The sequence below is a fragment of the Achromobacter pestifer genome, assembly GCF_013267355.1.
Classification (GTDB): Bacteria; Pseudomonadota; Gammaproteobacteria; order Burkholderiales; family Burkholderiaceae_B; genus Achromobacter; species Achromobacter pestifer_A.
Genome location: NZ_CP053985.1, coordinates 1350184 through 1371929, shown reverse-complemented (window position 1 = coordinate 1371929; position 21746 = coordinate 1350184). Strand labels below are relative to the sequence as shown.

General features: G+C 64.6%; 21 protein-coding genes. 16 read left to right on the top strand and 5 right to left on the bottom strand.

Annotated features, from left to right (window positions below; translation table 11 throughout):
* Positions 1-289: 289 nt before the first annotated feature.
* On the bottom strand, positions 290-802 hold the full coding sequence (locus tag FOC84_RS06770) for a hypothetical protein (RefSeq protein WP_173143752.1): 513 nt from the start codon (positions 800-802) through the stop codon (positions 290-292).
* Positions 803-993: 191 nt separating this feature from the next.
* On the opposite strand from FOC84_RS06770, the gene FOC84_RS06765 reads away from it, so the two are divergent.
* Both FOC84_RS06765 and FOC84_RS06760 read left to right on the top strand, forming a co-directional pair.
* Positions 994-1191 carry a hypothetical protein gene (locus FOC84_RS06765; protein WP_013391913.1) on the top strand — a complete coding sequence of 66 codons (198 nt, stop codon included), beginning with the start codon at positions 994-996 and terminating at the stop codon, positions 1189-1191.
* A gap of 67 nt (positions 1192-1258) precedes the next feature.
* Entirely contained in the window at positions 1259-2455 is a 1197-nt protein-coding gene (locus FOC84_RS06760; RefSeq protein ID WP_173143751.1) for an amidohydrolase family protein, read from the top strand.
* Between the two features lie 10 nt (positions 2456-2465).
* Here the strand turns inward: FOC84_RS06760 and FOC84_RS06755 are convergent, their stop codons facing one another.
* A complete protein-coding gene (locus tag FOC84_RS06755) occupies positions 2466-3344 on the bottom strand; it encodes a LysR family transcriptional regulator (protein WP_173143750.1) in 879 nt (292 codons plus the stop codon).
* 158 nt (positions 3345-3502) lie between these two features.
* Here FOC84_RS06755 and FOC84_RS06750 point away from each other — a divergent pair, with 158 nt between their 5' ends.
* The 4 genes from FOC84_RS06750 (at position 3503) to FOC84_RS06735 (ending at position 8810) form a co-directional block, all read left to right on the top strand.
* The gene (locus tag FOC84_RS06750) at positions 3503-4630 is read left to right on the top strand and encodes a mandelate racemase/muconate lactonizing enzyme family protein (RefSeq protein ID WP_173143749.1); all 1128 of its coding nucleotides are present in this window, start codon (positions 3503-3505) and stop codon (positions 4628-4630) included.
* Positions 4631-4747: 117 nt separating this feature from the next.
* Positions 4748-5728, top strand: coding sequence for a Bug family tripartite tricarboxylate transporter substrate binding protein (locus tag FOC84_RS06745; RefSeq protein WP_173143748.1), 981 nt, complete (start codon positions 4748-4750; stop codon positions 5726-5728).
* Between the two features lie 98 nt (positions 5729-5826).
* Positions 5827-7413: an EAL domain-containing protein gene (locus FOC84_RS06740; protein WP_173143747.1), complete on the top strand. Its 1587-nt coding sequence runs from the start codon at positions 5827-5829 to the stop codon at positions 7411-7413.
* A gap of 230 nt (positions 7414-7643) precedes the next feature.
* Positions 7644-8810, top strand: coding sequence for a porin (locus FOC84_RS06735; protein WP_173143746.1), 1167 nt, complete (start codon positions 7644-7646; stop codon positions 8808-8810).
* A gap of 42 nt (positions 8811-8852) precedes the next feature.
* Here the strand turns inward: FOC84_RS06735 and FOC84_RS06730 are convergent, their stop codons facing one another.
* On the bottom strand, positions 8853-9266 hold the full coding sequence (locus FOC84_RS06730; RefSeq protein ID WP_254241926.1) for an IclR family transcriptional regulator domain-containing protein: 414 nt from the start codon (positions 9264-9266) through the stop codon (positions 8853-8855).
* A 579-nt stretch (positions 9267-9845) separates the two neighbouring features.
* Here FOC84_RS06730 and FOC84_RS06725 point away from each other — a divergent pair.
* Positions 9846-10865, top strand: a complete 1020-nt coding sequence (locus FOC84_RS06725; RefSeq protein ID WP_173143745.1) for a porin — start codon at positions 9846-9848, stop codon at positions 10863-10865.
* A gap of 42 nt (positions 10866-10907) precedes the next feature.
* Here FOC84_RS06725 and FOC84_RS06720 read toward each other — a convergent pair whose 3' ends face one another.
* The gene (locus FOC84_RS06720; protein WP_173143744.1) at positions 10908-11747 is read right to left on the bottom strand and encodes an IclR family transcriptional regulator; all 840 of its coding nucleotides are present in this window, start codon (positions 11745-11747) and stop codon (positions 10908-10910) included.
* A gap of 172 nt (positions 11748-11919) precedes the next feature.
* Here FOC84_RS06720 and FOC84_RS06715 point away from each other — a divergent pair, with 172 nt between their 5' ends.
* The 3 genes from FOC84_RS06715 to FOC84_RS06705 are packed head-to-tail and all read left to right on the top strand — an operon-like array spanning position 11920 to position 15159.
* Complete coding sequence (locus FOC84_RS06715; protein WP_173143743.1) at positions 11920-13572, top strand: MFS transporter; 1653 nt, start codon at positions 11920-11922, stop codon at positions 13570-13572.
* A gap of 15 nt (positions 13573-13587) precedes the next feature.
* A complete protein-coding gene (locus FOC84_RS06710) occupies positions 13588-14538 on the top strand; it encodes a carbon-nitrogen hydrolase family protein (protein ID WP_088138752.1) in 951 nt (316 codons plus the stop codon).
* A 3-nt stretch (positions 14539-14541) separates the two neighbouring features.
* Entirely contained in the window at positions 14542-15159 is a 618-nt protein-coding gene (locus tag FOC84_RS06705) for a flavin reductase family protein (RefSeq protein WP_173143742.1), read from the top strand.
* 80 nt (positions 15160-15239) lie between these two features.
* On the opposite strand, the gene FOC84_RS06700 is transcribed toward FOC84_RS06705, so the two are convergent.
* Positions 15240-16016 carry a putative bifunctional diguanylate cyclase/phosphodiesterase gene (locus FOC84_RS06700; protein ID WP_173143741.1) on the bottom strand — a complete coding sequence of 259 codons (777 nt, stop codon included), beginning with the start codon at positions 16014-16016 and terminating at the stop codon, positions 15240-15242.
* A 300-nt stretch (positions 16017-16316) separates the two neighbouring features.
* Here FOC84_RS06700 and FOC84_RS06695 point away from each other — a divergent pair, with 300 nt between their 5' ends.
* The 6 genes from FOC84_RS06695 to FOC84_RS06670 all read left to right on the top strand — a co-directional run bounded on the left by FOC84_RS06695 (position 16317) and on the right by FOC84_RS06670 (position 21703).
* Positions 16317-16838, top strand: a complete 522-nt coding sequence (locus FOC84_RS06695) for a YSC84-related protein (RefSeq protein ID WP_254241925.1) — start codon at positions 16317-16319, stop codon at positions 16836-16838.
* Between the two features lie 215 nt (positions 16839-17053).
* The gene (locus FOC84_RS06690; RefSeq protein WP_173143739.1) at positions 17054-18064 is read left to right on the top strand and encodes an AraC family transcriptional regulator; all 1011 of its coding nucleotides are present in this window, start codon (positions 17054-17056) and stop codon (positions 18062-18064) included.
* Positions 18065-18130: 66 nt separating this feature from the next.
* Positions 18131-18793 carry a paraquat-inducible protein A gene (locus tag FOC84_RS06685; RefSeq protein ID WP_254241924.1) on the top strand — a complete coding sequence of 221 codons (663 nt, stop codon included), beginning with the start codon at positions 18131-18133 and terminating at the stop codon, positions 18791-18793.
* Positions 18790-19419 (top strand): paraquat-inducible protein A, encoded by a 630-nt coding sequence (locus FOC84_RS06680; RefSeq protein WP_173143738.1) that lies wholly within the window; start codon positions 18790-18792, stop codon positions 19417-19419. Before FOC84_RS06685 ends, FOC84_RS06680 begins: the two co-directional genes overlap by 4 nt.
* Positions 19416-21080, top strand: coding sequence for an intermembrane transport protein PqiB (locus FOC84_RS06675; protein ID WP_173143737.1), 1665 nt, complete (start codon positions 19416-19418; stop codon positions 21078-21080). Before FOC84_RS06680 ends, FOC84_RS06675 begins: the two co-directional genes overlap by 4 nt.
* Complete coding sequence (locus tag FOC84_RS06670; protein WP_173143736.1) at positions 21077-21703, top strand: PqiC family protein; 627 nt, start codon at positions 21077-21079, stop codon at positions 21701-21703. Before FOC84_RS06675 ends, FOC84_RS06670 begins: the two co-directional genes overlap by 4 nt.
* Positions 21704-21746 lie beyond the last annotated feature (43 nt).

The following is a 21746-nucleotide window of genomic DNA, read 5'->3' as shown; positions in this document are numbered from 1 at the left end:
AGTTGAGTATTCGTTGATGCCATTTTCGGGCTTTTTGGTCAGGCAGAAGTAAGCGCGACGGCGTCAATCGCGACAATCCGCAACCGTCCCCGCAGATGTGGCATGCGGCTTGCTGCCCCGCAGCACCGCGGGTCCGCTCTGGCGCGGCCGCGATTGAAATGGATTGAAATCGCCTGGAATCAGGTGAAGCCGGACCGCCAGGTTACAGGCGGTCACCATCCGCCCCTGTTTCCAGGTAACGGCGTTGCGCGGGCGCACCAGTCTTGCGCGCTGGCGAGGGTGAGGGGCCCTAGGCGTCGTGCCCGTCACCGGCCTGCTGGCGACGGAATTCAACGACCCATACCCAGGGGTTCGCGGCCCAGGCATGCGAGCCGTAACGCTCGCACCAGGTCAAGGCGAAGGCGGTCTGTAGCGGCACGCCCGGCAACAGGGCGGAACTTTGATACAGGGCTTGCGTGCCTTCGGCGCGGGCATCGGCCTCGGACAGCGTCTGCAGGCGTTGGACGCGCACCCCCACGATCACGGCGGTGGCGAAGGTATTGCCGGCTTCGTCGGTCAATTCGATGCTATCGCCCGATTTTCCATAAGGGCATCGGACCCAGCTGGAGGTCTTGCGCAGTTCGGACGGATTATCCAGCGATGGGCCCATGGCCACCCATCTGCCGGAATCCGCTGCGTCCGCGTACCAGACCGTGGTGAGTTTGGTCGGTTGCGGTTTCAGGATGCGCCGGCTCTGTATCTTGTGACCGTCCAAGACAGCTTGTTTAAGCGGTTCGCCGAATTGAAGAGACTGCCTTTTCATACGCTCGCGGTTCCTCTCACGATCAAAGCATATGCGCCAATGCGGCGACAGCCTGGTCGACGCATGCCTACTGTGCGGGCGGTTTGGGCCTGGAATCGAGAAGTATGCCGTCTCAAGCCGATCATGTCAGGCATGGCCTGGATTTCTGTGTCTTTTTGAATACGGCGCGGGGATGTTTGTATACTCGAAACATGACTACGAACCTGCATGATCTCAAGCCGGGTTACTACTGGTACACCATGGCAAACGACCCGCTCGCCATCATTCATATCCATGAGGATGGCGGCGCCACGCTGATGGGCACGGATTACCGCATCGGCGCCGAAGGCGTGGCCGACATGGTCCGCCAGGGCGAACGTTTTTTCTGGATAGAACCGCCTCAAGCCTGAGCTTGACGGCGCGTGCCGCCTGGTCTGCGCAAGGCCGGCCGCCACGCGCGGCGCCTGGACTCCTGCCATGACCAATCTGTTGTTGAAGAATGTCCGCGCGCCGCAAGGCGCCGCGGTGGACCTGCTGGTGCGCGACGGGCGCATCCAGAGCATCGGCCCCGGACTGGTCGCCGAGCCCGGCGTGCCTGTCGAGGACGGCGCGGGCGCCTTGCTGCTGCCCGGCCTGGTCGAAGGCCACACGCACCTGGACAAGACCACCTGGGATTCGCCCTGGTACGTGAATGAAGTGGGGCCGGCCCTGACCGACCGCATCGAGAACGAACGCGCCTGGCGCGCGCGCAGCGGCCATGACGCAGCCAGCCATTCGCGCGCCCTGGCGCTGGCCTTCCTGCGCGAAGGCACGACCCGCATCCGCACCCACGTAGACATCGATACCGACGCCGGGCTGCGCCACCTGGAAGGCGTGCATGCCACGCGCCAGGAGCTGGCCGGACGCGTCGAAATCCAGACCGTCGCCTTTCCCCAGTCGGGCCTGTTGATCCGGCCCGGCACCGCCGAGCTGCTGGACCAGGCCCTGGCGCAGGGGGCGGACGTGCTGGGCGGACTGGATCCCTCGGCCATAGACCGCGATCCGGCGCGGTCGCTCGACGTGTTGTTCGGCATCGCCAGCAAGCACGGCAAGCCCATCGATATCCATCTGCACGAGCCGGGCGAACTGGGCGCCTTCACGCTGGACCTGATCCTGGACCGCGTCCAGGCGCTGGGGATGCAGGGCAAGGCCGTCATCAGCCACGCCTTCTGCCTGGGCGGTGTGGACGCCAAGCGGCTGGACGGCTTGCTGCGGCGGTTGGCCGCGCTGGATGTGGCCTTGCTGACCACCGCGCCGCCGTCGCGGCCGGTGCCGGCCGTGCGCGCCTGCCGCGAGGCGGGAGTGACGATCTTCGGCGGCAATGACGGCATCCGCGACACCTGGACTCCCTACGGCAGCCCCGACATGCTGGCGCGCGCCATGCTGATCGGCCTGCGCAACGACCTGCGGCGCGACGATGAGGTCGAGTGGGCGTTTGACTGCGTGAGCGCGGCCGCGGCCCGCGCCTGTGGTTTCGAGGGCTATGGTTTGGCGCCGGGCGCGCGCGCCGACCTGGTGCTGGTCGACGCCAGCTGCATCGCGCAGGCCGTCGCGACGCGGGCGCCGCGCCGCCTGGTCGTTTCCGGTGGGGTGGTCGTGGCCCGAAATGGCCGCGACGCGAGCCCGCAGGGCTGATTCTCGGGGCTCAGTCCAGGCCGAGCTGGGTCTCGGCCATTTCCACGAACGCCTGCATCAGCGCCGCGCGCACGCCGGAGCGCAGCCAGACCGCGCCCACGGTGCGCACCGGGCAGGGCGGCGGCAGGGGCCAGCGCCTGACGCGGGCGGACGGCTCGCCCGTGGTCGCCCAATCGGGCAGCAGCGCCACGCCCAATCCTTCAGAGACCAGCTTGGCGATGGAATCGATTCCATCGAGCTCGAAGCGCACATGCGGCCGCAAGCTGCGCGCGCGCAGATAGTCGTCGGCCATCTTGCCGCCCACCACGCTGCGGTCATAGCAGATGTAGGGTTCGCGCGCGATGACCTCCAGCGGATCGCGCACCTTCATGCCGGCCGGCGTGACCAGCACCAGGGGCTCTTGCCGCAGGTCGCGCCAGGCGCAGGTCTTGGGAATGGCGAACAGCGGATGCACCAGCAGCGCGCCGTCCAGCTCGCCGGACAGCACCTTGCCGTAGAGCAGGGTGGTGGGCGCGGGTTCTATGTAGATCTCGATGTGCGGATGGCACGCAGTCCAGGTGCGCAGCACGGGCGGCATGATGCCGGTCAGCGCGGTGGGGGTGGCGCCCAGGCGCAGCGGTCCGGCAGGCAATTCGGTGTCGGACGCGGCGGAACGCAGATCGCGCACGTCGCGCAGGATGGCGCGGGCGCGCTCGAGGATCCGCATGCCGGCCTGCGTGGGTTTCACGGTGCGGCCGGAACGCGCGATCAGGGCGCTGCCCACGTCTGCTTCCAGCGCGCGCAGGCGCTGCTGCACCGTGGCGGGCGTCAGCCCCTGATGGCGCGCGGCCTGGGCGATGGAGCCCAGTTCCACCACGTGCACATAGGTTTGCAGAAAGCGCGAGTCCACGGGCCGGGTTCTCCTGAAAAGATGTTTTTTCCATATTCTAAAGATGGATGAAGATAATTGTTGTTTTCTTTGGCCACGGCAAGAATACGGTCAGCGCGTTGAGGCCGCGCACGCTGCGCCGGCCCCGCCCGACCATTCCGATTACCAAGGAGCCAGTTGTGCCCATCATTGAATCCATAGACGTGTGCGCCGCCGCGGTGCCCCTGGACAAGGTCACCTCGTTTTCGAACCGCAGCGTGTCCACGCGCCACTACGGACTGGTGAAAGTCCGTTCGACCGATGGCGTGGAAGGCATCGGCTTCTGCTACGTGGGCAGCGCTGGAGGCTCTATTTTCGAGGCCGCGGTGCAGAACCTGTTGGGCCCCGTGCTGCTGGGCAAGGATTCCCATGCCGTCGAAGGCCTGTGGCAGGCCATGTATCAGGAAGCCCTGCTGCAGGGCCGGCAAGGCACGGTGATGCGGGCGCTGAGCGCCCTGGATATCGCGCTGTGGGACCTGAACGCCAAGACCGTCGGCCTGCCGCTGCACAAGTACCTGGGCGCGGTCGAACTCGAAACCGTGCCGGCCTACGCCAGCGGCGGCTACTACCTGGACGGCAAGACGCCCCAGCACCTGGGCGAGGAAATGGCGAGCTACGTGGACAAGGGCTTCCGCGCCGTGAAAATGAAGACCGGCCGCCTGTCCCCGGCCCAGGAAGAGGCGCGCCTGAAGGCGGCGCGCGAAGCCATCGGTCCCGACGTCGAGCTGATGATGGACTGCAACAACGCCTGGCAGGACGTGACCCAGGCCATGCAGTACATCCGCCGCTTCGAACAGTACGATCCGTATTTCATCGAAGAACCCTTCGGCCCCGACGACATCGACAGCCACGCCAAGCTGGCGCGCCTGACGCGCCTGCCCATCGCCACCGCCGAGATCGGCTATGGCCGCTGGTATCACAAGGAGGTGCTGGACAAGGGCGCGGCCGGCATCCTGCAGACCGACGCCGCCGTCTGCGGCGGCATCACCGAATGGAAGCGCATCGCCGCCACCGCCGCCAGCTATGGCGTCGTGGTCTGCCCGCACTGGTTCCACGACGTGCACGCGCCGCTGGTGGCCGCGACACCCAATGCGCGCTATGTCGAATTCTTCTGGGACGACCAGGTCCTGAACTTCCGCAGGCTGGTTGACCGTCAGCTCACGCACAAGCAGGGGCGCGTGGTCCTGCACCAGGAGCCCGGCCTGGGCTTCGGCTTCGACGAGCGCATGGTCGAACGCTACGGCAAGTGGAGCCGCGTGGCTGGCTGAGGGCGACAGCACGGGAGCATCGCAGCCAGGCCGCGTCAGACGGCCGGTCGCGGTGCACGGTGACAGTGTTTGGATAATCAGTCGCCGGCCATCGGACCGGCGCGCGAGGAGACGGCAATGCAACGTAGGCAATTCATGACCGGCGCCGCGGCGTTGGGGGCCGCGCTGGTCCTGCCGGCGGCGGCGCGGGCGCAAGACCTGCCGCAGGGACCGGTGAAGATCGTGGTGGGCTTTCCCGCCGGCGGCGGCACCGATGTGCTGGCGCGCCTGCTGGGGCAGAAGCTGGGCGTGATGTGGAACATTCCCGTCATCGTCGAAAACCGCGCGGGCGCGGCCGGCATCATCGCCGCCGAACAGGTGGCGCGCCAGCCCAACGACGGCAACACGCTGTTGATGGCGCACGTCAACAGCCACGGCATCGCGCCGGGCCTGCAGCCCAAGCTGGCCTATTCGGTGGAGCGCGACTTCACGCCCATCGCCCTGGTTGGCAAGACGCCCACCATCCTGATCGGCGGCGCCTCGCAGCCTGCCAAGACGCTGCCCGACCTGGTCGCGCTCTGCAAGGCGCAGCCCGGCAAGATCGTGTTCGGGTCGGCCGGCAGCGGCTCGGCGCAGCATCTGGCGCTGGAGATCTTCAAGGCCCGCGCCGGCATCGACGTGCTGCACGTGCCCTACAAGGGCTCGGCGCCCCTGATGAACGACCTGCTGGGCGGCCATGTGCAGTACTGCTTCGAAGGCATGACCACCGCCACGCCGCTGGTCCAGTCCGGCAAGGTGATTGCGCTGGCGCAGACCCTGCAGCAGCGCTCCAAGAGCCATCCCAATGTGCCCACCGTGGCCGAGCAGGGCTATCCCGGCTTCGAGGCCAGCATCTGGTTCGGCATGGTCGGTCCGGGCAAGATGCCGGCCGCCATGGTCCAGCGCATGAACCAGGACATCGACCGCGTGCTGGCGATGGCGGACGTGCAGGAAAAGCTGGCGCAGGTGGGGGCGGAGGACGGCGGCGGCAGCGTCCAGCGCTTTGCGGACTTCATGAAGCAGGAGCAGCAGAAGTACGCCCAGACCATCCGCGACGCCAAGATCGTCGCTGAAGGCTGAGGCGCCGCTGGCGAGCGGAAATTGATGGAGACACTGGCCCCCCAAAAAGTGTAAAAAGATATAACCTCGCCAGCCGGCGATCCCTGGGGACGGCCTCGATGCCGCGCAAGTTTGTAATCGGCATCGCCATCGCACTCGCTGCCGCCGCGGCGCTGCTGCCCATCGGTTTCGCGCTGCACATGTCCTGGTCCCGCGCCGTCGCGGGCGAACAGCGCTACCTGGACGACCAGGCCCAGCGCATCCTCACGGAAACCCAGGATCTGCTGGACCAGACCGTGGCCACGCTGCGCGACCTGGACCGCCTCGCGTTCGATCCCTGTTCGCCGCAGCACATCCGCCATATGCGGGCCCTGGCCCTGCGGGACCGGGCCGTGGATGACCTGGCCTATGTGGCGGGCGGAGTCGTCCAGTGCACCACCTGGGGCGTGCCCAGCTACGAGGAGCCGTTGGTTCCGGCCCAGGTCGAGCTGGCCAACGGCGCGCGCCTGTTGCTGGACGCGGTGCCTGTCTTGAGCCCCGGCATCAGGATGGTCGCCGTGCGGCACGGCGATTACAGCGCCTTGTTCGAACCGGGCCGGTTCACGGAAAAAGCGCTCACGGACGGCGCGCAGCTCGCCGTGGTGCTGCCGGGCGTGGGCATGCTGGGCACCCGCAACGACCCTGATCTCGTGCTGGTGTCGCAGGCGCTCAATGGCGGCAAGCTGGACATCAACGAAGCCTACCTCAGCGCCGTCGCCCGCAACGCGGACCTGGCCGTCGTCCTGCTGGAGCCGCAAACTGAAGCGTTGGACATGCTGCCGCGGGAACGCCTGTTCTGGCTGCCCATGGGCACGCTGGTCGCGGCCGCCATGATTGCGCTGGTCGTCTGGCTGTCGCGCCGGCGCCTGTCCATCGCGGGCGAACTGGCTGCCGGCATCAGGCGGCGGGAGTTCGTCGTCCACTATCAGCCCATCATCGACCTGCGCACCGGCCGCTGCATTGGCGCGGAGGCGCTGGTCCGTTGGATCCGGCGTTGCGGCAACACGCTGCGGCCCGATCTGTTCATTTCCATCGCCGAGGACAACGGCCTGATGACCCGCATCACCGAAGAGGTGTTCCGATTGGTGATACGGGACATGGAAGACCTGCTGGGCGAGGACCGGGGGGCGCACATCTCGGTCAACCTGAGCGCCAGCGACCTCAAGGACGGCCGGGCGCTGCGCGTGCTGCAGCGCAAGCTGGAAGGCACGGCCATCGATCCCCGGCAGATCTGGCTGGAAGCCACCGAGCGCGGCTTCATGGACGTGGACAAGGCCTGCAGCGTCATCGAGCAGGCCCGTGCGCAAGGCCACGCCGTGGCCATCGACGACTTCGGCACCGGCTACTCCAGTCTGTCGTACCTGCAGCGCCTGCCGCTGGACTCGCTGAAGATCGACAAGTCCTTCGTTGATACCATAGGCACCGATTCCGCCACCCACAAGGTGACGGACCACATCATCGACATGGCGAAGTCGCTGAACCTGCTGACCGTGGCCGAAGGCATCGAACGCCAGGAGCAGGAAGACCACCTGAAATCGCGCCAAGTGGATTTCGGCCAGGGCTGGCTGTACGGCAAGCCCATGCCGGCGCCGGATTTCATTGCCTACTACAAGAAAAACGTGGCCAGCACGCCGCCGCCCAGCAGGCTGCCCGACGCGCGGGCGTAAAGCGAGCGGGGCGGTGATTCCGTCCTGGAGTGCAGCCAGATCCCATGCCGCGCTGCCCCCTGACTACGGGAAACCTCGCATTGTTCCCGATCGAGGCATCTCTGAATAATAGAATCAGAATTCAAATTCTAAAAAATAGAGCCACGGCAGCTTGATGGGCGGCGAGGTGGAGGAGGGCCGTTGCAGGCGTTGTCGACATGGCTGGCCACAATAAACCTCAGGAGACACTTGTGGACCAAGAAGTCGCTATTCATCATTGCCAGCCAGCGCGCCGGCCAAGTTCATCAATGCAGCGGGCTTCGCGCCGGCTGTTGCGCTTGAGTACGTGCGCAATCGCGCTGCCGTTGCTGTGTTCGGCCTGGGGGGAGTCCTCGGCGGCTACCGTGCAACTCTATGGCCTCATCGATACCTTCACGATGTACGCCCGCAACGGTGGCAAGTCTTCCGTCAGGATGGGTAGCGACAACGGCAAATATCCGTCCAGCTACTCCGCGTCGGATTCGTACTGGGGCCTACAGGGGGTCGAAGACCTGGGGCAGGGGGTGAGCGTCCAGTTCCGTCTGGAAGGCGGCATGCGCATGAATAACGGCACGTACCGCTATCCCGACACGCTTTTTGACCGTGATGCAAACATTGCCGTCAGTTCGGCCTTCTGGGGCACGCTCAAGTTGGGCAGGCAGTTTCCGGCGGTGGTGTCCCATACCGCGGATCCGTTCTTCTTCTCCGAAGTGTTCTCGCCCGCGGCATCCGCTGCGCTGCTGGTGGATGATCTTGGGCCGGGCGCCGCTGCCATACAGACGCGCGTCAGCGACGCCATTTCATATCAGACGCCGTCGATGAACGGGCTGGTCGTCCACGGGCTATATGCCCGACGGAATCGTCGGGCGCTGATCTCGATGAATAGCAGCGATGGCGGCGGGCCTACCGAGGGCGATAGCGGCGTCCTGGCGACCTACACGAGCGGGCCATGGGTGGTGGGCGGATCCTACAACGCGCTGCGACCGGCACAGGCGGGATCGTTCCGTACCGACCTGTACGTCGCCAGCGCGGCCTATGTGGCAGACGGAATGCAAACGTCCATCGTGTACAGCCTGATGCGGCCCAAGGCGCCGGGCACCATTTCCGCGCAGATCCTGTCCTTGGGGTCCCTATGGCAGTCCGGTTCGCATATGTTTCGCGGCTCGCTGCTTTACCGGGCGCTCAACGGCCGGTCGGATCACACGATCGGCGGGCTGCTTGGCTATGACTACCAGTTGTCCAAGCGATCCAGCGTCTATACGCGGGTGGGCGGATTCAAGAATAGCGCCAAGGCCTACTTCGGTGTCGGCGCCAGCATTCCAACGGAGACGGGCGCCAGTTCCACGGTCCTCGCGCTTGGCGTCATGCACCGGTTCTGACACCGGCTGGCAAGACCATCCGCAGCTTCTGCGCCGCAGCGCCTAGCGCGCCTGCGGCTCAACCCAGCCCGCCGTGGCCGAAATCGAGCGGGCTTTTTCACTGAGCAGCCGCGCGATGCTGGATTGCAGGTCGTCGTCGATGGCGCCCACCGGTCCCATCAGGGTGATGGCCGCCTTCATCTCGCCCAGCATGTCGAAAATGGGCGCCGACAGCGACGTGAAATGCGGCAGCAGCGCGTCGCGGCAGCGGCTCAGGTGGTGTTCGAGCACTTCCTCGCGGATGGCCTGCACGTCCTTCTGCGTATAGGACTTGCCGCCGTATCCGTCGGAACCGGCCGAGGCCATTTCCTGTTCCAGCAGTTCGCGCGTGCTGGCTTCCGGCAGGTGGGCCAGGAAGTTGCGGCCCAGCGCCGAGGAGAGCAGCGGCAGCACGCTGCCCACGCGCAGCTCCAGCAAGGGCCGGCTGCGGGCGCCTTCGACGCGGTAGACAGGCGAGCGGGGCGGTAATTCCGTCCTGGAGTGCAGCCAGATCCCATGCCGCGCTGCCCCTGACTACGGGAAACCTCGCATTGTTCTCGATCCCGGCATCTCTGAATAATAGAATCAGAATTCATATTCTTAAATGGCGGGGCCATGGCAGCTTGATGGGCGGCGAAGGTGGAGGAGGGCCGTTGCAGGCGTAGTCGACATGGCTGGCCACAACAATCCTCAAAGGAAACAACCGTGTGCCAAGAAATAGCTATTCATCAGAGCCAGCCGCCGCGTCGGCCATGTCCGTCAACGCAGCGGGTTTCAGGCGGTCATGCTCCGCCGGTGCGCGACGCCTCTGAATCTCCGTTCCCTGCCGCGACCGGCCTGGCCCGCGCGGTCCTGGCCGTGATGGCCGCTCTTGCCGCGCTGGTGATGGCACCTGTCGCTGCGCTGGTCCGCAGATTTCGTTGCGCCCCGTCGGGCTTCGTCAAGACTCCGCGCCTGCGCTTACGATGGGGCGCGTGCGCACTCGCCCTCCTGTCGTGCGCGACGTGGGAGGACTCCATGGCGGCCACGGTGCAACTCTATGGTCTTCTCGATACCTTCACGATGTACGCCCGCAACGGCGGCCAGCCTATCGCCAGGATGGGCAGCGACAGCGGCAAATTTTCCAACATCCACGCCGCTTCCGATTCGTACTGGGGCCTTCGGGGGGGCGAAGACCTGGGGGACGGGGTAAGCGTCCAATTCCGTTTGGAAAACGCCATGCGCATGAGCAACGGCACAATGCGGCATCCCGGCGCGCTCTTTGACCGCGAGGCAAGCATTGCCGTCAGTTCGGCATCCTGGGGCACGGTCAAGTTGGGCAAGCAGTTTGCCGCGGTGGTGTCCCATACCGCGGATCCGTTCTTCTTCTCCGAAGTGTTCTCGCCTGCGGCCTCCGCTGGTCAATTGGCGGTGGATCAGGGGCCGGGCGCCGCCGTGATACAGACGCGGGTCAGTGATGCCATTTCATGGCAGACACCATCGATGAACGGGTTGGTCGTTCAAGCGCTGTATGCCCGGCGGAATCGCCGGGAGCTGATTTCGATGAATAGCGGCGGCGGGCCTGCCAATGGCGATACTGGCATCCTGGCGACCTATACGAGCGGTCCATGGGTGGTGGCCGGATCCTACAATGCGCTGCGGCCGGCGGCGCCGGGATCGTTCCGTACCGACCTGTACGTCGCCAGCGCGGCCTATGTGGCAGGCGGGCAGCAAACATCCATCTTGTACAGCTTGATGCGGCCCACGGCGCCGGGCACCATTTCCGCCCAGATCCTGTCCTTGGGCTCCCTATGGCAGCAGGGTTCGCACATGTTCCGCGGCTCGCTACTCTACCGGGCGCTCAACGGCATATCGGATCACACGATCGGCGGGATGCTTGGCTATGACTACCAGTTGTCGAAGCGGTCCAGTGTCTATACGCGGGCGGGGGGATTCAAGAACACTCCCAAGGCCTTCTTTGGTATCGGCGCCAGCGTTCCAACGGAGATGGGCGCCAGTTCCACGGTCCTCGCGTTTGGCATGACGCACCGGTTCTGACGCTGGCTGGCAAGACCTGCCGAAGCCTCTGCGCCGCAGCGCCTAGCGCGCCTGCGGTTCCACCCAGCCCGCCGTGGCCGAAATCGAGCGGGCTTTTTCACTGAGCAGCCGCGCGGTGTCGGATTGCAGGTCGTCGTCGATGGCGCCCACCGGTCCCATCAGGGTGATGGCCGCCTTCATCTCGCCCAGCATGTCGAATATGGGCGCCGACAGCGACGTGAAGTGCGGCAGCAACGCGTCGCGGCAGCGGCTCAGGTGGTGTTCGAGCACTTCCTCGCGGATGGCCTGCACGTCTTTTTGCGTGTAGGACTTGCCGCCGTATCCATCGGCACCGGCCGAGGCCATTTCCTGTTCCAGCAGTTCGCGCGTGCTGGCTTCCGGCAGATGGGCCAGGAAGTTGCGGCCCAGCGCCGAGGACAGCAGCGGCAGCACGCTGCCCACGCGCAGCTCCAGCAAGGGCCGGCTGCGGGCGCCTTCGACACGGTAGACGATGGTCGGCCCCTTGTTGCCCCACACGCCCAGGAACACGGTGTGGCCGGTGACCGCGGCCACTTCGGCCATGATGGGCCGGGCGGTGGTGAACACGTCGAACTGCTCCAGGGCCGCCAGCCCCAGCCGCAGAGCGTAGGGACCCAGGCCGTAGTGGCCGGTATCCGCGTGCTGCTGCACCACGCCCACCTTCTGGAAGCTGACCAGGTAGTAATGGACGTTGGGCACCGTCAATTCGCAGGCGTCGGCGATTTCCTTCAGGGGCAGGGGACGGCCGGCCTTGCGGATGACGTCCAGGATCCGGAACCCCACTTCGATCGACTGGATGCCCCTGCGCGCGGCGGTGGGCGCTTGTTCCGCGTTCTTTTCCATCTTGCCGGCGGGCCTTGCCATTGCTGCCTCCACTGATTTTCTGGCGCGAGTGTAGCAGCGGGCACAGGCCGTTTCCGCACGGGCGCGCGGACCTGTTCGCCGGGTTTCCCCTAGTTTTTCATATCCATCGTTAAGTTTGATAATAGTTAATGGATACAGCATTATCAATCTAAAGCGATTGGGGAAAGCAGGCATGGAAGCGAATGTGGCAATGCAGCGGATCGACACGGGTCCGACGCTCAGCAGGAAAGAGGAGCGCCAGGTGGTGGTGGCCTCGACCCTGGGCACCTTGTTCGAGTGGTACGACTTTTTCATCTACGGGACCCTGGCCGTCTTCATGAGCCAGGTGCTGTTCCCGCAGGACAACCCCACGGTCGCGCTGCTGGCCGCGCTGGGCGCGCTGGCGGTGGGCTTCATCATCCGGCCGCTGGGCGCGGTGATGTTCGGCTACCTGGGCGACAAGCTCGGCCGCAAGTACACCTTCCTGATCACCGTGGTGATGATGGGCGGGGCAACCGTCCTGATCGGCTGCCTGCCCACCTATGAATCGGCCGGCCACCTGTCGTGGATCCTGCTGCTGACCCTGCGCGTGGTGCAGGGCCTGGCGGTGGGCGGGGAATACGGCGGCGCGGTCATCTACGTGGCCGAACACTGCGAGCCCAAGCGCCGCGGGCTGCTGACGGGCTGGATCCAGATCACCTCGTCGGCGGGCCTGATCCTGTCCCTGATCGTGATCCTGTGCACCCAGGCGTCCATGAGCGCGGAGGACTTCCGCCAGTGGGGCTGGCGCCTGCCGTTCATTCTGTCGATCGTGATGCTGGCGATTTCGATCTACGTGCGCGCCAAGCTGCACGAGTCGCCCGTGTTCACGCGCATGAAGCAGCAGAACCGCCTGTCCAAGAACCCGGTCAAGGAGACCTTCGGCCAATGGTCCAGCCTGCGGCTGGTGCTGCTGGCGCTGATCGGCGTCACGGCCGGCCAGGGCGCCACCTATTTCACCGGCCAGTTCTACGTCATGATCTTTCTGCAGCAGGCCGTGCAGCTGGACCAGACCAGCGTCTACACGCTGATCCTGATCGGCTTCATCATCGGCGCGCCGACCTTCGTGCTGTTCGGCTGGCTGTCGGACCACATCGGCCGCAAGTGGATCATGATGGTCGGCCTGTTCGTCGCCGCCATCGGCTACCACTCCATGTTCGACGTGCTGCTCAAGGCGGGCAACCCGGTCTTGGCGCAAGCCATGCAGACCACCCCGGTGCGCGTGCATGCCGACACCAGCGGCGGCGCCTGCGACTTCGGGCTGCAGGCGGCCATGATAGGCAATCACGCCGACCACAAGAAGGTTTGCGTGCAGGCCAAGAAATTCCTGGTGGGCAAGGGCATCAACTTTGAATACGCCGCGCCGCTGCCCGGCCAAAGCATCGCCATGAGCGTGGGCGGCACGACTGTCAACGGCTTTGACCGCGCCGCCTACACCAGCGCGCTGACGGCCGCCGGTTATCCGGAGCGCGCCGATCCCGCGCGCGTCGACCGCACGACCATCATCCTGATCCTGGTGCTGATGACGGCCGTCGTCGCCATGGTCTACGGCCCGGTGGCGTCCTATCTGGTCGAACTGTTTCCGGCCCGCATCCGCTATACGGCGCTATCCTTCCCGTACCACATCGGCGCCGGCATCTTCGGCGGCATCGTGCCCTTTACCGCCACCTACCTGGCCCAGGCCAGCGGCAATATCTTTGGCGGCCTGATGTATCCGGTCGTCGTGACCGCGGTGGTCGGCGTCATCGGCAGCCTGTTCCTGCCGAACACCCGCGCCCGCGCCATCGACGAAGACGCAGCACACTGAGAAAAAAGGAGAGACATGTCCACGCAACAGAGCTTCAAGGCTGCCGTCATCCAGGCGGCGTCCATTCCCACCGACAGCGTCGCCTGCGCCGAGAAGGCGGCCTCCCTGATCCGCCAGGCGGCCGAGCAGGGCGCCCGGGTGCTGGTGTTCCCCGAGGCCTTCCTGGGCGGCTATCCCAAGGGCAACTCCTTCGGCGCGCCCATCGGCATGCGCAAGCCCGAAGGCCGCGACGCCTTTGCCAGCTATCACCGCCAGGCCATCCGCCTGGACGGTGAGGAAGTCGCGCTGGTGGCCCAGGCCGCGGCCGACACCGACAGCTTCGTGGTCATGGGCTGCATCGAGGCCGACGGCGGCACGCTGTACTGCACCGTGCTGTACTTCAACGGCCGCGAAGGGCTGGCGGGCAAGCACCGCAAGCTCATGCCCACCGCCGGCGAACGCCTGATCTGGGGCTTCGGCGACGGTTCCACCATGCCCGTCTTCGACACGCCCTACGGCAAGATCGGCGCCGTCATCTGCTGGGAAAACTACATGCCCATGCTGCGCATGTACATGTACAGCCAGGGCGTGGCGCTGTATTGCGCGCCGACCGCGGACGACCGCGACTCCTGGATACCCAGCATGCGCCACATCGCGCTGGAAGGCCGCTGCTATGTCCTCACGGCCTGCCAGCACCTGCGCCGCGACGCTTATCCCGACGACTTCGAATGCGCGCTGGGCGATGCGCCCGACACCGTGCTGATGCGCGGCGGCAGCGCCATCATCGATCCGCTGGGCGAAGTGCTGGCCGGGCCGGATTTTTCAGCCGAGACCATCCTGTACGCCGAGATCAATCCCAACCAGATCCTGCGCGGCAAGTACGACTTCGACGTCTCCGGCCATTACGCCCGGCCCGACGTGTTCCAGCTGCAGGTCGACACCCGTGAAAAGCGCGCCGTCTCGGCGCTGAACGCCGGGGAGGCTTGAACCATGCATTTTGATTTCAGCGCCTTGCCGACGCAGACGGTCTACAACGTGCTGACCTCGACCGTCACCCCGCGCCCGATCGCGTGGCTCACCACCATTTCCAGCAAGGGCGTTGTCAACGCGGCTCCTTTCAGCTTCTTCAACGTCATGGGGCCTCAGCCGCCGACGGTCGCCATCGGCCTGATGCGCCATGCCAGCGGCGAACTGAAGGATTCCGGCGCCAACATCATCGAGAACGGCGAGTTCGTGGTGAACCTGGTGCCGGAGTCGCTGGTCGCGCAGATGAACCAGACCTGCGCCGATTACCCGGCGGACGTGGACGAATTGGCGGCGGCCGGCCTGACCGCGCTGCCGGCGTCCCACGTGCGTCCCCCGCTCATCAAAGGCAGCCCGGTGTCGCTGGAATGCGTCAGCCAGGCGACCATCGTGACCGGCCCGCGCCAGCTCGTGGTGATCGGCCGGGTGCTGGGCGCGCACGTCGACGATGCCTACGTGCAGGACGCCGAGCGCGGCTACATGGACACGCCGGCCATGGGGCTGATCGCACGCATGCACGGCGGCGGCTGGTACGCGCGCAGCACGGACCTGTTCCAGTTGGCGCGGCCGACGGCGCCGTTGTGACAGTCAGGCGGGGGTGGCCCCGCTTTCGCTTTCTGCAATGGATGCCGAGAGCGTTGTGGCCGGCGGGGCGACGGGAGCGCTCATAGGAAGTCTGAAACCTCGCTCGGCCTGCCAAACAGAAAGCCTTGAAAGGCTGAGCAGCCTATATTCCGTAGGTATGCCCATTGCTCGGCCGTTTCCACTCCCTCGGCGACCACATCCACCTCCAGGGCCTGGGCCAGCATGACGATGGCCCCGACTATGCCCTGATCCTTCTTGCTCACGACAATTTCGTCGATAAAGATCTTGTCGATTTTTATTCGGGAGATCGACAGGTATTTCAGGTAGCCGATCGATGAGAATCCCGTGCCGAAGTCGTCTACGGCAATGCCCACGCCGGCATCGCGAATGCGCTGGAATCCACCCTGTTGCCCGCTTCCTTTCGGGTTCAGGAATACGCTTTCGGTAACTTCAAGAATGAGCCTGTCCGGTGCGATCCGATAGCGCTTCAGCAAGTTGAGGACATCGCCGGCGAAATCCGGCTGGTTGAACTGATGCGCGCTGACATTGACGCTCAGCGTCCATTCGGAGGCCATCGGGTTTGTGGTCCATTGCTCCAGCTGCTGGCAGCCTGCTTCCAGGGCCCAGGCGCCCATGCCCATGATGGCGCCGGTTCGCTCCGCCAGCGGCACGAATTCCGAGGGCGGAATCTGGCCGTATTCCGCCGAGTTCCAGCGCATCAAGGCCTCCATGCCTATGCTCTTCCGTGATCGATCCACAATGGGTTGATATTGCAGAGACAACTCATCGTGCACCAGCGCATTGCTCAACGCATCCTGCAGCGCTTGGAATGCATCAATGGCAGCGTGTTGATTCATGAGCCCTCTCTAGCTGTTGGAGGGATTGCGGGCGCCGAAAGGACAGGGCGTCAGCCTAGATTAGGAGAATGCCGCAGCAGGGTCTTGCCATTCGATGCCAAGTACGAAGCAGCCGTTCTCGCCGGTCTTGAAAACGCATGGGAGACGCCGATCATCCCGTCTTGACAGGTATTGCCTCGCTCTGAATACTCCTGGCGCGCCGATGGGGCGTGCAACCAAATCAGGGCACTCATCTTCATGGCAAGTCACAAATATTCCAAGTATGTCCCACGCCAATTGGCTCATTGCCTGCAGTCGGTCTTGCTGGCGCTTGTCTGCGCGCTGGGTCCGGCGGGCGCAGCCATCGCCGACACCGCGCTCGCGATCCGCAATGATTCCGCACATGCGCTGCAGCATCTTTACGCCGTGGAACCGAGTACCAAGGAGCTAGGCGAGAAGGCGGTGGCAGTGCTTGTTTTCCCCAAGATATACAAGGCGGGCTTTGTCGTTGGCGGAGAGCATGGGCAGGGCACGTTGTTCAAGGGAAAGCAGCCTGCTGGCTACTATGAAATTGCCGCCATGTCGGTGGGGCTGCAGGCTGGAGCCCAGACCTTCGGCTACGCACTTTTCTTCATGAACCAAAAGTCGCTGAGTTATCTCGAGAAGAGCGATGGCTGGGCCCTGGGCAGCGGCCCCAGCCTGGTCGTCTGGGATAAGTCCGCTGCGTCCAGCGTGTCCTCCACCACCTTGTCGCAGGATGTCTTTGCCGTGCCCTTCGGTGCCCAGGGCTTGATGGCGGGCATGGGTCTTGAAGGCTCCAAGATCAGCAACATCACCCCCTGAGGTATTTCCGGAGAATCCCGGCGGCGCGTCAGTTCCCCCTGGCCCGCCGTCTCCTTTTTCAGGGTGTTTTGTCTCACGTGGATGATTTTTCCATTCCTCCCTCATGGGGGGCGTGTAAATTCGTCCACGATTGCCGACGCAAGCATGGCTTGGGTCGGCGCAGTCCTTGAGGGGTGGCGCGTTCGGCGATCTGGCTGACGGTAAAACCTGAATCCATGCCGAACGCCACACCGTCCATAAAGCTCCGAAGCTTCCTGCATATCGGCCCCTACCTGGCCAGCCGGGGCGTATCGCCGCTTGAATTCTTCAAGCGCGTGGGGGTCTGCCCCAATATTTTCCAAACGCCCGATATCTGGCTTCCGCGGGCCCAGTGCTTTCACGTCGCCAACGAGATGGCGGCGATCGCGCAAGATCCTTTTGGCGGCGCCCATGTGGGCCGTCTGATGGAATTGCGTTCGCTCGGCGCATGGGGAGATCTGGTTCTCGGCTCGGAGAACGTGGCGCAGGCGTGTGCGATGGCTGCAGCCCATGCGGCAATGCTGCATCAGGGCGGAGAGGTCCGTATCGTCACGGAAGGCCGAACCACCAAGCTGATTCATCGTTTTACGGGCCGGCTCGAAGCGGACCCACGGCAGTTCATTTTTGGAAGCCTTGCCGTACTGCGAAAGGTGCCCCTCATGGCCGGAGCGCCATCGGCCATACGCGTGCATTTGCAGGCTACAAGAGCGCGGGGCGACGACGCGCTCGAGGAGTGCCTGGGCCCCCATATCGAAACAGGGGCCGAATACAACATGGTCGAGTTCGATCGCGAGTTGCTTGAGGCTCCTCTTCAAGGACTGGCGGACGATTCCCGCAAGATTACGCAGGCCCTGCAGTCAACGATCGATACCGCGGGACTGCTCATAGACCGGATTTCGGATCAAGAGGACATCAACCTCAAATCCGTTGCAAGAGAAATAGGCATGTCGCCCCGTACTCTTCAGCGGCGCCTGAAATGCAGCGGGGTCGATTTCGAAGACTTGAGGGACGAGACGCGGCGCAGCGAGGCGCTGCGGCTGATTCGGCTGGGCAGGTATTCGGCGACCGAGATTGCCTATATGGTCGGCTATAGCGATCCGGCGCATTTCACGCGCGCCTTCAAGCGGTGGACGGGGCGTACCCCATCGCATTTCCGCGCAAACCACTTTGGCACCGAATGGCAAGCCAGGGCGCGGCATGTTCTGTAGCCTCGCAAGGCTGCGCTAGGGCGCGCCTCGTCAGCGACGGCCGGCTTCCCTGTGCAGGCCTACGCAATGCAACAGCACGGTTATCCAGCCAAAGACATGAACGTTTATCCACACTTGGTGGCCTGTGAGCATTGCGACAGCGTGTACCAACGCTGTTCCTTGGCGCCAGGCGAGGTCGCGCGCTGCAGCCGGTGTGAGGCCGTGCTCCAACGCGCCAACCCGCTGGATGTGGACCGGTGGTTGGCATTGACCATCACGACAGCGGTCGTGTTTCTGATCGCGAACGTCTGTCCCGTGGTACGTATCAGCTTGAATGGAACGCGCCGCGATGCAACGCTGTGGGAATTCACATGGGCTCTTGCCCAGGGCGGCGTGGCGCCCCTTGCGATAGTTGCCGCGCTGGTGATCATCCTGGTGCCGTTTGCGCAGATCACCTTGCTTTCATGGGTGCTGATCCATGCGCGCGTCGGCCGCCGCGCGCCGGGCTTTTCCCGGGCATTGCGGACGCTGGCGCTCTTGCGCCCATGGAGCATGGTCGAGGTGGGCATACTCGGTATCCTGGTGGCGATCATCAAGCTGATCAGCCTGGTGGAAGTGAGTCTGGGTGCTGGCGTCTGGGCCACCGCCGCGCTGATGGTATTGCTCACCGTGATTTCCCACCGCGACCTCTCTTCACTGTGGGAGCAGACCGAAGGCGTTGCCGCATTGCGCAGAGGCAGCGCGGCATGAGCAGGCTGCCGTTTGCAAGCGATTTGTCGCTGGTGGGCTGCCATGCATGCGGCCTGGTATGCGAGGACACGCCCGGGCGATCCGTCCAGTGCCCCCGCTGCGGCTCGACGCTGCATCATCGGCGCCCGAACGGCATCGCCCGCGCCTGGGCGCTGCTCCTGACGGCTGTCATCTGCTACATCCCCGCCAATGTCTTGCCCGTCATGCATACCAGTCTGCTGGGCAAGGGCAGCAGCAGCACCATCATGGAGGGGGCGGTGGAGTTCTGGACGTCCGGCTCCTATGGAATTGCGCTGGTGATCTTCATCGCCAGCGTCGCGGTGCCTTGCGCGAAATTCCTGATTCTCGGGCTGTTGCTTGCCACCTCCCAACGGCGTAGCCGATGGGCCACGCGAGAGCGCGCCAAGCTGTATCGCATGGTGGAGTTTGTCGGCTACTGGTCGATGCTTGATGTGCTGGTGGTCGCGGTGGTGGCAGCCTTGGTGCAATTCCAGGGGCTCACCGACATATCGCCGCGCGTTGGCATCCTCTTCTTCGGCATGGTCGTGATTTTCACGATGCTCGCAGCCATGTCGTTCGACCCCAGGAACATTTGGGATGGGGAAATAAATGGGATTGATGAATGAATGATTCTTCCAGAGCGCTCCATGGACCTGGCGCGCCCACGGTGGTGGCACGCAAGAAGTGGCGCATCTCGCTCGTCTGGCTGGTGCCCCTTATTGCCGCCCTGGTCGGCCTTTCCATGCTGGTGCAGACCTGGATGACGCAAGGCCCGGTGATCAACATCACGTTTCGTACCGCCGCCGGCCTGGAAGAAGGCAAGACCCTGGTGAAGTACAAGGATGTGAACGTAGGCACGGTCACGGCTATCGGTCTAAGCGAGGATGGCTCCCACGTGGTGGCGACGGTGTCGCTGGACAAGGACGCGGGGAGTCTGGCGCGTCAGGACTCGCGGTTTTGGGTGGTGCGCCCGCGCATCGGCATCGATGGGGTTTCCGGAGTGGATACCCTGCTGTCGGGGGCATACATCGGCGTCGATCGAGGGCATTCGACGGAGCCCGCCAAGGAGTTCACGGGTTTGGAAAGTCCTCCCACCGTCATTGGCGACACGCCTGGCCGGTCTTTTGTCCTGCATACCGAAGATCTCGGTTCCCTGGACGTCGGGTCGCCCGTCTATTACCGACGCATTCAAGTCGGCCGTGTCGCGTCATACCAGTTGGGCGAGGATGGCAAGGCGGTCGCCTTGCGGCTCTTCGTCAATGCGCCCTACGACCGTTTTGTCACCACGGCGACGCGCTTCTGGAACGCCAGCGGTGTTGACGTTTCGCTCGGCGCGGATGGGTTCAAGCTGCAAACGCAATCGATTGCCACCATTCTGGCGGGTGGCGTTTCCTTTGGAACCGCTCCGGGCGTAGCCGGCGAGCCAGCGGCGGAAGATACCGCGTACGAGCTGGCCAAGGATCAGCAGGCTGCCCTGGCTCCGCCGGACGGGCCGTCGCAGACCGCCTATCTGGTGTTCGAGCAATCCTTGCGGGGCCTGGCCATCGGCGCGCCCGTGCAGTTCGATGGCATGGATCTGGGCAGGGTCATCTCCATCAAACCGGATTACGACCCTGTCCGGCGCCGCTTTCAATCGAAGGTCGGCATTGTGGTGTATCCGCAGCGGCTCGGCGAGATCATGGCGAAGATGCCCGCCTCCGAAGGGACCGAGGAAGACCGGCTGGTGCGCATGCTTCAAGAAATGGTGGCGCACGGTCTGAGGGCCCAGGCCAGGACGGGAAGCCTGCTGACGGGCCAGCTTTATATCGCCCTGGACTTCATACCGAATACACCCAAGGTCGCCTTTGATCCGCAACGGCGTCCGATAACGCTGCCCACCGTCAGCGGCAGCTTCGATCAATTGCAGGAGAGGTTCGCCAGCATCGTGGGCAAGATAGACAAGATGCCGTTGGACAGTATCGCGCGAAATCTGGATTCGTCCTTTGCCAACCTGAACAAGGCGCTGCTGCAGGTGAACGGCCAGGTTCTGCCGCAGGCCACGCAGACTTTGCGCCAGGCGCAACAAACCATCGGCGCCGCGCACGGGATGCTCGCCGAGGACGCGACCTTGCGACAGGACCTGGGCCAGGCGCTTCAGGAGGTCCAGCGCGCCGCGCGCTCGGTGCGCACGTTGACCGACCTCTTGAGCCGATATCCGGAGGCGGTGGTGCGAGGCCGCCCCAAGAACGCCACATTCGAGGCTTCCGCAGAGCCGCCAGCCAGCACCATGGAGACTCCCCAACGATGACCCGACCGATCCGCATCTGCTTGCTCGCCCTGACTCTCGGGCTGGCCGCTTGCAGCGCTTCCGCGCCTGTACGCCATTACACCTTGTTGAATCCCCAGGCGGACGTCCGGTCTCAGGGCGTTCCTGCGCGCTTCGTGGTCGAAGTGCTGCCTGTGGCTTTGCCGGAATATCTGAATCAACCCCAGCTGGTCGTGAGACTGGACGACAGTGGCATGCTCGCCGTCCTGGATGACGAGCGATGGCTGGGGCCGTTGGACGAGGAGATACGCAATGCGTTTTCGGCGCAGCTGGTCCAACGCCTGGGCACCCAGGACGTCACCGGCTTGTCCTGGCCAGGCGATTTGCAGGTGATCAAGGTGAAGTTGCAGATTCGCCGGCTTGACGCATGGCCGGGAAAGCGGGTGCAACTCGAGGCGGGTTGGACCCTGGGGGATGCACGCCAGCCTGGCGATGCCAGGCTGGTCTGCCACGGACGTTTTGAAGAACCCGCGAGCGCCGGTTATCCTGCGCTCGTGCAGGCGCAGCAGCGCCTGATCGCTGCGTTGGCCCAACAGGTCGGGCGGGATGCGACGGCGTGGTCGGCCTCGCGCCAGTCAAAATGCGAACCGCCCCAGGTATCCTAGCCGGATCTGCGTCACGTTCGTCCAAGGCCGATGCTTGAGCAAC